This is a genomic window from Cupriavidus sp. H39 (assembly GCF_050271075.1).
GTDB classification, from domain to species: domain Bacteria; phylum Pseudomonadota; class Gammaproteobacteria; order Burkholderiales; family Burkholderiaceae; genus Cupriavidus; species Cupriavidus necator_B.
In genome coordinates this window covers 484569-497565 of record NZ_CP189846.1, presented here as the reverse complement: position 1 = coordinate 497565, position 12997 = coordinate 484569, and the positions used below count along the sequence as shown (strand labels likewise).

General features: G+C 69.8%; 10 protein-coding genes. 5 read left to right on the top strand and 5 right to left on the bottom strand.

The window, feature by feature from the left end; translation table 11 throughout:
* Positions 1 to 40: 40 nt before the first annotated feature.
* Positions 41 to 1354 (bottom strand): MFS family transporter, encoded by a 1314-nt coding sequence (locus ACOCMH_RS02670; RefSeq protein ID WP_427307632.1) that lies wholly within the window; start codon positions 1352 to 1354, stop codon positions 41 to 43.
* Between the two features lie 438 nt (positions 1355 to 1792).
* Between ACOCMH_RS02670 and ACOCMH_RS02665 the strand changes: the two genes are divergently transcribed.
* The gene (locus ACOCMH_RS02665; RefSeq protein ID WP_427307631.1) at positions 1793 to 2134 is read left to right on the top strand and encodes a hypothetical protein; all 342 of its coding nucleotides are present in this window, start codon (positions 1793 to 1795) and stop codon (positions 2132 to 2134) included.
* A gap of 6 nt (positions 2135 to 2140) precedes the next feature.
* Here the strand turns inward: ACOCMH_RS02665 and ACOCMH_RS02660 are convergent, their stop codons facing one another.
* A complete protein-coding gene (locus ACOCMH_RS02660) occupies positions 2141 to 2899 on the bottom strand; it encodes an SDR family oxidoreductase (RefSeq protein ID WP_427307630.1) in 759 nt (252 codons plus the stop codon).
* 258 nt (positions 2900 to 3157) lie between these two features.
* Between ACOCMH_RS02660 and ACOCMH_RS02655 the strand changes: the two genes are divergently transcribed.
* Positions 3158 to 3928, top strand: coding sequence for a ferredoxin--NADP reductase (locus ACOCMH_RS02655; RefSeq protein WP_171517426.1), 771 nt, complete (start codon positions 3158 to 3160; stop codon positions 3926 to 3928).
* 62 nt (positions 3929 to 3990) lie between these two features.
* Here the strand turns inward: ACOCMH_RS02655 and fumC are convergent, their stop codons facing one another.
* Positions 3991 to 5397, bottom strand: coding sequence for a class II fumarate hydratase (gene fumC / locus ACOCMH_RS02650; RefSeq protein ID WP_427307628.1), 1407 nt, complete (start codon positions 5395 to 5397; stop codon positions 3991 to 3993).
* A 138-nt stretch (positions 5398 to 5535) separates the two neighbouring features.
* Between fumC and ACOCMH_RS02645 the strand changes: the two genes are divergently transcribed.
* On the top strand, positions 5536 to 6420 hold the full coding sequence (locus ACOCMH_RS02645) for a LysR family transcriptional regulator (RefSeq protein WP_427307627.1): 885 nt from the start codon (positions 5536 to 5538) through the stop codon (positions 6418 to 6420).
* Between the two features lie 12 nt (positions 6421 to 6432).
* On the opposite strand, the gene ACOCMH_RS02640 is transcribed toward ACOCMH_RS02645, so the two are convergent.
* The gene (locus ACOCMH_RS02640) at positions 6433 to 6783 is read right to left on the bottom strand and encodes a four-helix bundle copper-binding protein (protein WP_018006016.1); all 351 of its coding nucleotides are present in this window, start codon (positions 6781 to 6783) and stop codon (positions 6433 to 6435) included.
* Positions 6784 to 7104: 321 nt separating this feature from the next.
* On the opposite strand from ACOCMH_RS02640, the gene ACOCMH_RS02635 reads away from it, so the two are divergent.
* The gene (locus tag ACOCMH_RS02635; RefSeq protein WP_427307626.1) at positions 7105 to 7479 is read left to right on the top strand and encodes a hypothetical protein; all 375 of its coding nucleotides are present in this window, start codon (positions 7105 to 7107) and stop codon (positions 7477 to 7479) included.
* Here ACOCMH_RS02635 and ACOCMH_RS02630 read toward each other — a convergent pair.
* The gene (locus ACOCMH_RS02630) at positions 7473 to 9488 is read right to left on the bottom strand and encodes a diguanylate cyclase domain-containing protein (RefSeq protein ID WP_427307625.1); all 2016 of its coding nucleotides are present in this window, start codon (positions 9486 to 9488) and stop codon (positions 7473 to 7475) included. The two genes, ACOCMH_RS02635 and ACOCMH_RS02630, sit on opposite strands and share 7 nt — an antisense overlap.
* 259 nt (positions 9489 to 9747) lie before the next feature.
* Here ACOCMH_RS02630 and ACOCMH_RS02625 point away from each other — a divergent pair, with 259 nt between their 5' ends.
* Positions 9748 to 12972: a bifunctional diguanylate cyclase/phosphodiesterase gene (locus ACOCMH_RS02625; protein ID WP_427307624.1), complete on the top strand. Its 3225-nt coding sequence runs from the start codon at positions 9748 to 9750 to the stop codon at positions 12970 to 12972.
* Positions 12973 to 12997: the final 25 nt, after the last annotated feature.

The window sequence follows — 12997 nt, the reverse complement described above, 5'->3', positions numbered from 1 at the left end:
CGGCCCCGTAGTTTGCCATGCCCGCGCGCGGGCACGGGCCTCAGTGCTCGTGATGCAGGTAGCGGGCCTGGCGCGGCAGGCGCAGGCTGACCAGGAAGGCCACCACCATCATCGCGCTGACATACCAGTAGAACGCGGTTTCATGGCCCAGCGTCTTCATGCCGAGCGCGACATATTCGGCCGAGCCGCCGAAGATCGCGTTGGCGATGGCATAGGCCAGACCGACGCCCAGCGCGCGCACCTCGGGCGGGAACATCTCGGCCTTCACGATGCCGCTGATCGAGGTATAGAAGCTGACGATGGCCAGCGCCGCGGCGATCAGCACGAAGGCCATGCCGGGACTGCTGACGGTGCCCAGCGCGGTCAGGATCGGCACCGTGCCCAGCGCGCCCAGCGCCCCGAACAGCAGCATGTTGTTGCGCCGGCCGATGCGGTCGGACAGCGCGCCGAACAGCGGCTGCATGCACATGTACAGGAACAGGCAGCCGGTCATCACATAGCTGGCGGTCTTGATCGACATGCCGGCGGTGTTGACCAGGTACTTCTGCATGTAGGTGGTAAAGGTGTAGAAGATCAGCGAGCCGCCGGCGGTATAGCCCAGCACCGTGAAGAACGCCGCCTTGTGGTGGCGGAACAGCCCGGCGACGCTGCCGGCTTCCTTGCTGCCGCGGCTGGCGGCCGACGAGGTTTCATGCAGCGTGCGGCGCAGGAACAGCGCCACCACCGCGGTGACGGCCCCGACCACGAACGGGATGCGCCAGCCCCAGGCCTTCAGCTCGGCTTCGTCCAGCAACTGCTGCAGGATCACCACCACCAGCACCGCCAGCAACTGCCCGCCGATCAGCGTCACATACTGGAACGACGAGAAAAACCCGCGCCGCCCTCGCAACGCCACCTCGCTCATATAGGTGGCCGTGGTGCCGTACTCGCCGCCGACGGACAGGCCCTGGATCAGCCGCGCCAGCAACAGCAGCGCCGGGGCCCAGTTACCGATGCTGGCGTAGGTGGGCAGGCAGGCGATCAGCAGCGAGCCGGCGCACATCATGACCACCGAGATCAGCATCGAGTTCTTGCGGCCGTGGCGGTCGGCGATGGTGCCGAACAGCCAGCCGCCGATCGGACGCATCAGGAAGCCGGCGGCAAACACGCCGGCGGTATTGAGCAGTTGCGCGGTGGGATCGGACTTGGGAAAGAACGACGGCGCGAAATAGATGGCGCAGAAGGCGTAGACATAGAAGTCGAACCATTCGACCAGGTTGCCCGAGGAAGCGGCAACGATGGCGTAGACGCGCTTGCGCACCTCTTCACGGTCGGGCGGCGCCGCCTGGGCTGGGGTAGCGGTGAGATCGGTCATGATGTGGGGGTCTTTGCAGTCAGGGCGGTGCAACCGCCGCGGTGGGTCGCGTTGCGCAGTACGGGCGGAAGATGCCGCTGACAGGGCCCGCATCGGCGTTGAAGCGGCGGGGGCACACTGGGCAGGGCCGGGCGCAAAAGCCCGTGCGTCTGGGGCGTGATCTGGCGCGCACTGCGGCGCTATGGCCTCAAGCGTACCGGCAACGGACTGGCCTGCCCAGCCCAGGCGAGGCGCTGCGGCGCTGCATGGGCCCGGCGGGCGACGGCGTTATCAGGGTTTGTGGGCGATTGTCCGGCATGCGGGACACTGAATCCGAATTGGGCCGTCCGAAGCCATGCCGCAATGCGATGTTGCGCGCACTGTGGCTTGCACTGTGCGCGCCGCTGGGCAATGATTCGAGCCGGACCCTCAACTGGCCTTCTGCGCCCCCCGTTTGCCATGCACCGCTCGTTGCGCCGATGGCTGTGCCTGCCTTTGCTCTTTGCCGGCGCCAGCGCCTCTGCCCAGGATCTGGTCGAATGCAAGCGGATCGAGCAGGACCAGCTCATCATCGCTTCCCAGGAAACCCTGCTGTTCCTGCGCTGCCGTGCGCGCCAGGTCGCCTACGAGGCGCCGCGCCTGAAGGGCGTATCGCAGCGGTTCAAGGATGACCTGGTGTTCGCCTGCCTGGACCAGGCGGACGCCGTGGAGCACCAGCTGCGCGTGCGCCACGGCTACTCGCGCGAGGCGCTGGCGCGACAGCGCTGCGAACTGCCGCCCACGCCATCGCCCGGCGGCTGATGCCGATCAGGCAAAGCCGCCATTGGCGCGCAACACCTGCGCGTTGACCCACGCGCCGTCCGGCCCGGCCAGGAACGCCACCGCCCCGGCAATGTCCTCGGGCGTGCCCAGTCGCTCCAGCGGTGCCAGTTTCGACAGCTGCGCCACTTGCTCCGCCGATTTGCCGTCGAGGAACAGCTCGGTCGCCACCGGTCCCGGCGCCACCGCGTTGACGGTGATGCCGCGGCCGCGCAGTTCGTTGGCCAGCACCCGCACCAGCCCCTCGACGCCGGCCTTCGCCGCGATGTACGGCCCATAGTTGGGAAAGGCGCGCGCAATCACGCTGGTCGACAGTGCGATGATGCGCCCGCCCTGGCCAAGGCGCGCCGCCGCCTCGCCGAGCACCAGGAAGGCGCCGCGCAGGTTGGTGGCGATGGCCTGGTCAAAGGTGTCGACGCTGGCCGGCGCCACCGGCGCCATCGGCATGATGCCGGCGCTGTTGACCACCACGTCGAGCCGGCCGAAGGCCTGTTGCGCGGCGTCGAACAGCCGTGCCACGTCAGGGGCTTGCGCCACATCGCCCTGGACGGCGATCGCGTGGACGCCGGCCTCGCGTGCCGCCGCCACGGTGTCTTCGGCACGGGCGGCGTTGTCGGCATAGCCGACGGCCACGTCAAAGCCGTCGGCGGCGAGCCGCAACGCAATGGCGCGGCCAATGCCGCGCGAGCCGCCGGTGACGAGGGCGGCACGGCGTGAGGCAAGCGGAAGGGAGGAAGTGGAGGTCATGGCAGTTTCCTGGTGAGGTTGGGGATGGCTGCATGATGGACGTTGGCACTCAGTGAATAAATGTTGTCCATAACAAAGGATTAGCCAAAATTCATCAACAATCAGCCGCGTGCTTCCCACGCCGCACCTGCGCCGTGGCGCGCGCAAATCCCTTGCTGGCGTTGCAGGCTCCGCCTGCGCCCACTCGGCTCATGCGTTAAGATCGCTTCCTTCCCAGCCGTTTTGGCGCGCCCGTTGCGCTGTATTCCGCGTCTTGCCATGAGCAATCTGAACCAGCAATCGATCCTTTCCGTCCACCACTGGACCGACACCCTTTTCAGCTTCACCTGCACGCGCGACCCCGGTTTCCGCTTTGAAAACGGCCAGTTCGCCATGGTCGGGCTGGAGGTGAACGGCCGCCCGCTGCTGCGCGCCTACAGCATCGCCAGTGCCAACTACGAAGAGACGCTGGAATTCTTCAGCATCAAGGTGCCCGACGGCCCGCTGACCTCGCGCCTGCAGCACCTGCGCGAGGGTGACCAGATCTACGTCGGCAAGAAGCCGACCGGCACGCTGCTGGTGGACAACCTGCTGCCCGGCAAGACCCTGTGGCTGCTGGCGACCGGCACCGGCCTGGCGCCGTTCCTGTCGATCATCCGCGACCCCGAGGTCTACGAGCGCTACGACAAGGTCGTGCTGACCCACACCTGCCGCTTCGTGGAAGAGCTGGCCTACCGCGAGCTGATCCAGGAACACCTGCCGCAGCACGAGCACCTGGGCGACCTGGTGCGCGAGAAGCTGGTGTACTTCCCGACCGTGACCCGCGAAGAGTTCGACAACCGCGGCCGCATCACCGACCTGATCGCCTCGGGCGAACTGTTCGAACGCCTGGACGTGGCGCCGTTCTCGACCGAGAACGATCGCATCATGCTGTGCGGCAGTCCCGATATGCTCAAGGACGTGCGCGGCATCCTGGAAGCGCGCGGCTTTGCCGAAGGCAATATGAGCCACCCCGGCCACTTCGTGCTGGAAAAGGCCTTCGTCGGCTGAGGCCGGCCCGCCCCGGCGCGGATTGATTCCACGCCGGGCGCCTCTGTTTTATCCCTTGCGCGCTACACCTCGCGCGTCATCCCCTTCAGGTCGATCCACTCGGCAAACTGCGCCTCGGTGACATGCCCGGACGCGATCGCCGCCTCGCGCAGCGACAGGTTGCGCTTGACCGCCAGCTTGGCGATCTCCGCGGCGCGGTCGTAGCCGATATGCGGATTGAGCGCGGTCACCGGCATCAGCGAGCGCTCCAGCAGCTCGGCGATGCGTTCGCGGTCGGCCTCGACGCCTTCGACCATATGCTCGGCAAAGCTCGAGGCCGCGCCCGCCAGCAGGCTCACTGACTGCAGCAGGCTGTAGATGATCACCGGCTTGTAGGCGTTCAGTTCCAGCGTGCCCAGCCCGTTCGCCAGCGTGACCGTGGTGTGGTTGCCGATCACACGGCAGCACACCATCGCCAGCGCCTCGGCCTGGGTCGGGTTGACTTTGCCCGGCATGATCGACGAGCCCGGCTCGTTGGCCGGCAGCACCAGCTCGGCAAAGCCGGCGCGCGGGCCGGAGCCGAGCAGCATGAAGTCACGCGCGATCTTCAGGAATGACGAGGCAGTGGTGTTGAGCGCGCCGGACAGGTCCGCCAGCGCATCGTGCGCGGCCTGCAGCGCATAGCGGTTGGGCGCGGGCTCGAACGGCAGGCCGGTGTAGTCGGCCAGCGCGCGCGCAAAGGCGGCGGCGAAGCCGTGCGGCGCGTTCAGGCCGGTGCCCACCGCGGTGCCGCCCTGTGCCACCGGCATCGCGCGCAGCATGGCCTGCTGCAGGCGCGACTGGGCATCGGCCACCTGCGCCATGTAGCCCGAGAACTCCTGTCCCAGCGTCAGCGGCACCGCGTCCTGCAGGTGCGTGCGGCCTACCTTGACGATATCGGCAAAGGCTTCGACCTTGCGCGCGAAGGTCTGCTGCAACTGCTCCAGCGCCGGCAGCAGTTGCTGCTGGATCGCGCGCGTGGCGGCGATGTGCATCGCGGTGGGAAAACTGTCGTTGGAAGACTGGCTGGCATTGACGTGGTCGTTGGGATGCACCGGCGTCTTGCTGCCGACCTGGCCGCCGAGCAACTGGATCGCGCGGTTGGCGATGACCTCGTTCAGGTTCATGTTGGTCTGCGTGCCGGAACCGGTCTGCCACACCGACAGCGGGAACTCATCGGGCCAGCGGCCTTCGATGACTTCGGCGGCGGCCTGCTCGATGGCGTGCGCCAGTTCGGGCTTGAGCACGCCCAGTTCGCCGTTGGCGCGCGCCGCGCACAGCTTCAGGATGGCAAAGGCCTCGATCAGCGCGGGCGGCATTTTCTCGGTGCCGATGCGGAAGTTCTGGCGCGAGCGTTCGGTCTGCGCCCCCCACAGGTGGTCGGCGGGCACGGGCACGTCGCCGAGGCTGTCTTTTTCGATGCGGGTGGCGGCGGTGGACGGGTCAGGCATGGGCAGACTCCTTGGCAAGGCGGCGGGCGGCTGGGCGGAAGGCGTGATGCAGTCCATTAGAATACCGCTTCACCACGGCGGGTGCCCGCGCTCCGCTGTCTTGCCGCGCTGCCGGCTTTCGCGACATCTTCCCGCCGCATGCTCATCGCCCAGCTCAAATCCTTCTTCATGGTGGCCCGCATCGGCAGCGTCACGCAGGCGGCCAGGCGCCTGGGCCTGTCGCAGCCCACCATTACGGCGCAGATCCGCGCGCTGGAAGATGCCTACGGGGTCGAGCTGTTCCATCGCGGCGGGCGCCGGCTGGCGCTGTCCGACGCCGGGCTGGCGCTGCTGCCGCGGGTGGAGGCGCTGGTGCAGCAGGAAACCGAGATCGACTTCTTCCTGCGCCATTCCGGCGACCTGCGCACCGGCAGCCTGCGCGTGGGCGCCACCGCGCCTTACTACGTGCTGGAACTGATCCGCCGCTTCAGCGATCGTTTCCCGGCCATCGACGTCAACGTGGTCACCGGCAACTCGCAGGAGGTGCTGGCGGCGCTGCAGGAATACCGCGTCGACCTGGCCACGTCGTCGCAGCGCGTGGACGATGCGCGCCTGTCGCGCATGCTGCTGGGGGTGGACCCGCTGATGCTGGTGGTGCATCGCACCCATGCGCTGGCCGGGCATGCCGAAGTGCCGGTCAGCGCGCTGGCGGGCTGCAGGCTGCTGATGCGCGAACTGGGGTCGACCACACGCATCGCCACCGAAGACATGCTGGCGCACGCGCGCGTCAGTCCCGCGGCGCAGATGGAAATCGGCAGCCGGGAGTCGATCCGCGAAGCGGTGATCCGCAACCTGGGCGTATCGGTGATCGCCCGGCACGAGGTGCCCAGCCATGCTGACCTGCGCGTGCTGGGCTTCACCGATGCTTCGCCATGCCTGCACGAATACCTGTATTGCCTGCGCGAGCGGCGCGGCGCGCGGCTGATCGATGCCTTTGTCGCGCTGGCGGACGCACCATCCGGGCAGGCACCCGGCGGGAACTGAGCGGCGCTTGCGCTACGCCGTCATTTTCAGGCACTGCTCCATGCACGCGGCGCAGGCGCGCGCGCATTCCTGGCAGTGCTCGGCATCATGGCGCTCGCATTCCTCCTTGCACCACTTGCAGACTTCGGCGCAGTCCTCGCACACCAGCGGCGCGAACTCGCTGTTGCGCAGCATGTAGGACGCGGCCAGCTGGGCGATGCCGGCACAATCCATGTCCAGCGCAATGCAGCGCGCCATCTTGCGCACGTCCTGTTCTTCCAGGCAGGCGGCCGCGCACTTGAGGGCGGCCGCCGCCGCGGCATTGCAGGCGGCAATGCAGTCAGCGTAGCGGGCGGCGTTTTCCTGCACGGTGGGTCGGATCATGGAACGTCCTCCTCGGGGGTAGGTGGATGGAACCGGCATGCCCGCGGTGCGGCAAGCGTCGCCTGCACGCCCGCTCAGGGCATCGTTATCCACAATAGCAGGCGCTGCAGCTTCCTGTCGGCCCGGTATTTGCTGCGCCACGCTGGTTACAATGCCAGGTAAGCGCAGCAGGCAGGCGCCGGCACGCAGGCAACGCGGCCGTCACCTGCGGCAGGGTTCGGGCACCACCGGCCCGCATTGCGCATCTAACAGGCATGGCACCGGCCGCACGGCCGGCCGATGCCAACACACACACCGGCAGCACGGGGAAGGAACGACATCATGGGCGAGGCAAAACGGCGGGGTACCCCCGAGGAGCGTGCAGCACAGGCACGCGCAAAGATCGAGGCCTTGCGCCCGCCCCAATTGGTTTGCGGGCACTGCAAGACCGCGTTCGCGCAGTTCGACGCGCTCGACGTGCCGGGCCTGCCCGGCATCGACGCCGTGTTCGGCGGCGAATGTCCCAACTGCGGCAACGATGTGGTGGTGTTCAAGGGCGCGCCCGAGGCCGTCGCCGAGGCCATGATCGCCTGGGAAAAGATGCTGGGCGCCGACGCCCAGCTTGGCTACCAGTCCAGCGATGGGCGCCACGTGCCGTTCGAGCCCGAGGGCGCCGGCGGCGCGGCGCCGGACAAGCCCGCCGGCACCATTCACTGAGCCGCGTGCGGCCCCGCGGGCTGCGGGCTCGGTTCCTCCGCCAGTTCCGGCGGGCCGATCTCGTAGCGGCCGCGGCCCGCGCCCTTCGCGCGGTATAGCAGCACGTCCGCGAGCCGCATCAGCTCGTGGTCATGCGCCGGGCCGCCGCGGTACAGCGCTACGCCGATGCTGACGTCGACGTCGGCGCGCACGCCCTCGAAGCTGAACGGCTGGTCCATCGCCTGCAGGATCGCCTGCGCGACGCGGCGCGCGGCGGCGGGCTGCGGCAGGTCTTCCAGCACCACGGCGAACTCGTCGCCGCCGAGCCGGGCCACGGTGTCGCTGTCGCGCACGCACTGGCGCACGCGCTGCGCGAAGTCCTGCAGCAGCAGGTCGCCGGCGGCGTGGCCGTGGATATCGTTGACCGCCTTGAAGCGGTCCATGTCGAGATACAGCAGCGCCATCAGCGCGCCATGCTCGCGGCTGCGCGTCATGGCCGCGTGCAGCTGGCCTTCGAAGGCGCTGCGGTTGAGCAGCTGCGTCAGGTGGTCGGTGCGCGACATGCGCGCGAGGCGCTGCGTTTCGAGCTTGCGCTGCGTGATGTCCTGCACGTGAACATGCACGCCCACCACTGCGCTGCCGTCGGCGCTCCATTCCGGGCGCAGGCTGGTTTCCATGCAGTGGTAGTCGGGGCCCTCGTCCTCGGTTTCAAAGGTCACCGCGCTGCCGGCCAGCGCGCGTTCCAGGAACGGCCGCACGCGCGCGAAGCGGGCCTCGCCGAGCACCTCGCGCATCGGCTTGCCGCGCAGTTCTTCGGGCTTGAGGCCGAACACCCGCTCGTAGGCGAGGTTGTTGAACACATAGCGTGCTTCGGTATCGACGAAGGCCAGCAGCGACGGCAGCGTGTCGGTCACGGCGCGCAGCCGCCGTTCGCTGCGGTCCAGCGCCTGGCGGCGCTCGCGCACGTCGCGCATCAGCTTGATGAAAGCGCGGGTCAGGTCGCCGATCTCGTCGCGCTGCTGGCGCGTGGGCAGCCGCTCGAACGCGGACAGGTCGTTGGCGCTGGCCAGCACCACCCGATGCAGGCGCGACAGCGGCGTCAGCTGGCGCCGCACCGCCAGCCAGATCAGCAGCGCCACCGCGGCCATGGCCACCCCCGCCATGCCCAGGAAGCGCTGCTGCATCTGTCGCAGCGGCGCGTAGGCCTCGCGCGCCGGCAGCAATGCCACCAGTTCCCAGCCGGTGCTCGACATCAGGTAGCGCGCAATCACCGGCCGCGCCGGCGTAAGGAATTCCAGGGTAGCGGGGCTGTCGTCCTCGCCGCAGGTATCGGCCACCGGCCGTGCCGGCTGGCGCGCCTGGGCGGGGTCGGGATGGCGCACGTAGACCGGCTCGCGGCCGGCCGATACCAGGCAGTAATAGCCGGTGGTGCCCAGCCGGTTATGCAGGATGTCGACCAGGAAGTTGGCACTGGACAGGTCCAGCCAACCGCCCACCAGTCCCTGGAAACTGCGCTGTGGCGACAGCACCGGCACCGCCACCAGCACGCCCATCTGGCCGGTGGCGCGCGAGCGGATCGGCGGCGATACCACCGGTGCCAGCGTGCGTGCCGCCTCGCGGAAATAGGCGCGGTCGCCCACTTCAGCGCCGGCGCCATGTCCGCTCACGACATTGCCGTGCTGGTCGGCGACCAGCAGCGCGTTGAACGCCGCCGGCACCGGGATCGCGGCGGACAGCGCCTCCAGCGCCCGCTGCCGCGCCGCCGCGGCCTGCGCGCCGTGCGCCTGCGCCAGCAGGCCGCCGAGCTGGTCGGCCTGGTGCGACAGCAGCTGGATCCGGTCGTTCATGGCCGTGTCGAGCTGGTTGGCGGTCAGCTTGACCACGGAGTCCTGCTGGCCTTCGAGCGCATCGTGCAGGTCGCGATGCGCGTCGTACAGGGCAATCAGTACGATGCCGGTGCCGAACACCGCGGCCAGCACGGTGGTGATGATCGCAATGCGTGCTTTCAGCGTGGGCGTGTAGACGGGCATGTCGGGTGCAGTGGGGGCGCAAGGCCGGCGAGGAGAGCGCAGGCTTGTCGCAAACTGCAGGTCGAGTCTCGGGTACAACCCTAGCATACCCCGCCGCAGTGGGGCATCCGGCATTTCCCCGCTGCCGGCGCCATGCCGCGGCGGGGCTGTGCGCGCTGCCTGCGCCACGGTATAGTCCCCCGCTAAGGCGAGGGCTGGTCGCGTGGCGGCATGCCTGCGCAGGGGGGGGGCCCCTGCCGCATGCCGGAACCCACCGAACATGAGACTGACTTCGCTTCCTCCCGCCCTGTTGTCATTGCTGGTCGCGGCCGGCGGCGCGATGCTGACGGCGGGGGCATGGCTGCAGGCCGACCGGCTCGAGCGCCGCGCCGCCCAGCAGCACTTCGATGCACTGCTGGCGCAAGCCGGCGGCGCGCTGCGCGAGCGCATGCTGGAGAACGAACGGCTGCTGCGCGGCGTGGCCGCGGTGATGACGGCCAATCCCGCCACCTCGCGCGCGCAATGGCGCAACTACCTCTATACCGCGCAGCGCGACGACCTGCCGGCCGGCACCCAGGCCATCGGCTACGCCCCGCTCACCACGCCGCAGCAGGTACCACGGCTGGTGCAGGCCGCCCGCGCCGACGGCCTCGCCGATTACAGCATCCATCCCGCCGGCGCGCGCGCGCGGTACGCACCCATTCTCTACATCGATCCGCTGGACGGGCACAGCATGCGGGTTGCCGGTTTCGACATGCTGTCCGAGCCCACCCGCCGGGCCGCGCTCGAAGCCGCCCGCGACAGCGGCGAGCCGCGCCTGAGCGCCGGCCTGGACCCGATCCGCGAGCCCGAGGCCGTGCCGCGCCAGCGGGGCGCGATGGTGTTCCTGCCGGTCTATGGCGGCGCTGCCGCGCTCAGCACGGTGGCGCAGCGGCGCGAGGCCGTGCTCGGCTACGTCTACCTGTCGCTGCGGCTGGGCGACCTGATGCGCGCGGTCGGGGCCTCGGCCGCGAACGAACTCGAACTGTCGCTGCACGAGGGCGGCCCCGCCGCGGCCGGGGCGCTGCTGTCGGGCGGGCCCACCGAAGGCGAGCTGCGCGAAGACGGCAAGGCCCCGCTGCTGCAGGGCGAGCGCCAGTTCCACTATGGCGGCCGCAGCTGGACGCTGCGCGCCGCCACCCGTCCCGCCTTCGAAGCCGCGCATGGCCCGCACCCCGCTTATCTGGTCCCGGCGGCGGGTGCGCTGGCGACGCTGCTGCTGGCATGGCTGACCCATGCGCTGGCGCGTCAGGGCCGCGCCGCGCGCCAGCGCGAGGCGCAGGCCGTGCACGCCTGGGAAGACGACAGCGCCATGCTGCAGGCCTGCCTGGCCCAGTCCGCCGACGGCTTTGTCGTGACCGATGCGCAGGGCGTGGTGGTGCGCGCCAGCGAGCGCGCCGGGCAATTGTTCGGCACCGATGCAACGCGCCTGGCCGGACGCAGCCTGGACGCGCTGGTTCCCGGCGCCACCGGCGTGGTTCCCGCCGACGCCGCGGCGGGTTCCGCAGTCCACCGCGAACTGGCGGGCGTGCACGCCGACGGCGCCACCTTTGCGCTGCGCGTCAGCGCCACGCGCCTGCCCGGCGCCGCCGGCGCGGCGTGCCACTGGCTGTGGGCGCTGACGGACCTCGCGCCCGAGCGGCGCGCGCAGGAGACCGCCGCGGTGCAGGCGGCGCGCTATGCCGGGCTGCTCGACCACGCCGCCTTCTGCGTCATCACCTTCGACCAGCACGGCCTGATCACCGGCATCAACGCGGCCGGCCAGCGCATGCTGTGGTACAGCAGCGCCGAACTGGTCGGCCACATGCCCATGACCGGCCTGCATGTCGCCGCCGAACTGGCCGACCACGCGCGCGCGCTGAGCGCCGAACTGGGCGCGCCGGTGCCGCCGGGGCTGCCCGCGCTGCTGGCCAAGCCGCGGCTGGGGCTGACCGATGAACGCGAATGGACCTGGGTGCGCAAGGGCGGCTCGCGCATGCCGGTGCGGCTGGCGGTGTCCGCGTTGCCGCTGCCGTCGTCGCCCAAGGCGCCCGCCAGCAATGCCGCGCCCGGCGCGCCCGCAGCCGGCTACCAGGCGATCGGCTACGACCTGACCGAGCGCCTGCGCGTGGACGAGTACATCCGCCACCTGGCGCTGCACGATCCGCTCACCGGCCTGCCCAACCGCGCCGAGCTGAGCGAGCGCGCCCAGGCCCTGCTGCTGCAAGCGCGCACCCGCGGCGAGCGCGTGGCGCTGCTGTTGCTCGACCTGGATCACTTCAAGCACATCAACGATTCGCTCGGCCACCCGGTGGGCGACGACGTCCTGCGCACCATGGCCGACCGCATCAAGGGCACGGTGCGCCAGGGCGACCTGGTGGCACGCATGGGCGGCGACGAGTTCGGCGTGGTGCTGGGCGGCCTGCGCCACGACAGCGAAGCCGAGCTGATCGCCGCCAAGATCCAGGCGCGCGTCAATGAAGAGCTGCTGGCCGGCGGCCAGCGCCTGCGCGTGACGCCGTCGATCGGCATGGCAGTGTTCCCGGACGATGGCGACACGCTGACCGAGCTGCTCAAGTCCGCCGACTCGGCGGTCTACGCCGCCAAGCAGGGCGGGCGAGCGCAGCTGTGCCGCTTTGCCAGCGCAATGGCCGAGGCCTCGCTGGCGCGCTTCACCATCGAAGGCCTGCTGCGGCGCGCCCTGGCGGGCAACGAATTCCGGCTGCGCTACCAGCCGATCGTCGATACCGCCACGCTGACCATTCCCGGCGTCGAGGCGCTGATCACCTGGGAGACCGCCGAGCGCGGCGTCATGCAGCCGGCCGAGTTCATCCCCATTGCCGAGCAGAGCGGCCTGGTGGTGCCGCTGGGCGAATGGACCCTGGCCACCGCCTGCCGCGAGATCCAGGCCTTGCGCACGGAACTGGGCCGCGACCTCGAGGTGGCGGTCAATATCTCGCCGCTGCAACTGCGCCAGGCCAGCTTCCCCGACACCGTCGCGCGCTGCCTGCAGCAAGCCGGCCTGCCGCCGCAGGGGCTGGTGATCGAAGTCACCGAAGGCCTCCTGGTCGATGGCGGCGAGACCACCATCGAAACCTTCCGCCGCCTGCGCGAGCTGGGCGTGGGGCTGTCGATCGACGATTTCGGCACCGGTTACTCGGGGCTCAGCTACCTGACCCGGCTGCCGATCAGCCGGCTCAAGATCGACAAGTCCTTTGTCGACGGCGTGGCCACGCCGGGCCACGACCAGGCCGTGGCCGCGGCCATCATCGCGCTCGGCCACCAGCTGCATCTGAAGGTGATCGCCGAAGGGGTGGAGACCGCCGCGCAGTTCGCCTTCCTGCGCGCGCAGGGGTGCGACGGGCTGCAGGGCTTCCTGTTCAGCCAGGGCGTGCCGCAGCAGGCGCTGCGCGAGGTGCTGCGCAAGCCGCTGGCCGTGCCGGACATTGCCCAGATCCCGGCTGCGTCCACGCCGTCCCAGGCCTGACCGCGCCCCGCGCGCGGCATCCCAA

Coding starts and splice junctions, on each gene's coding strand:
- ACOCMH_RS02670 (WP_427307632.1), bottom strand. CDS start 1,354: ATGACCGATCTCACCGCTACCCCAGCCCAGGCGGCGCCGCCCGACCGT.
- ACOCMH_RS02665 (WP_427307631.1), top strand. CDS start 1,793: ATGCACCGCTCGTTGCGCCGATGGCTGTGCCTGCCTTTGCTCTTTGCC.
- ACOCMH_RS02660 (WP_427307630.1), bottom strand. CDS start 2,899: ATGACCTCCACTTCCTCCCTTCCGCTTGCCTCACGCCGTGCCGCCCTC.
- ACOCMH_RS02655 (WP_171517426.1), top strand. CDS start 3,158: ATGAGCAATCTGAACCAGCAATCGATCCTTTCCGTCCACCACTGGACC.
- fumC (WP_427307628.1), bottom strand. CDS start 5,397: ATGCCTGACCCGTCCACCGCCGCCACCCGCATCGAAAAAGACAGCCTC.
- ACOCMH_RS02645 (WP_427307627.1), top strand. CDS start 5,536: ATGCTCATCGCCCAGCTCAAATCCTTCTTCATGGTGGCCCGCATCGGC.
- ACOCMH_RS02640 (WP_018006016.1), bottom strand. CDS start 6,783: ATGATCCGACCCACCGTGCAGGAAAACGCCGCCCGCTACGCTGACTGC.
- ACOCMH_RS02635 (WP_427307626.1), top strand. CDS start 7,105: ATGGGCGAGGCAAAACGGCGGGGTACCCCCGAGGAGCGTGCAGCACAG.
- ACOCMH_RS02630 (WP_427307625.1), bottom strand. CDS start 9,488: ATGCCCGTCTACACGCCCACGCTGAAAGCACGCATTGCGATCATCACC.
- ACOCMH_RS02625 (WP_427307624.1), top strand. CDS start 9,748: ATGAGACTGACTTCGCTTCCTCCCGCCCTGTTGTCATTGCTGGTCGCG.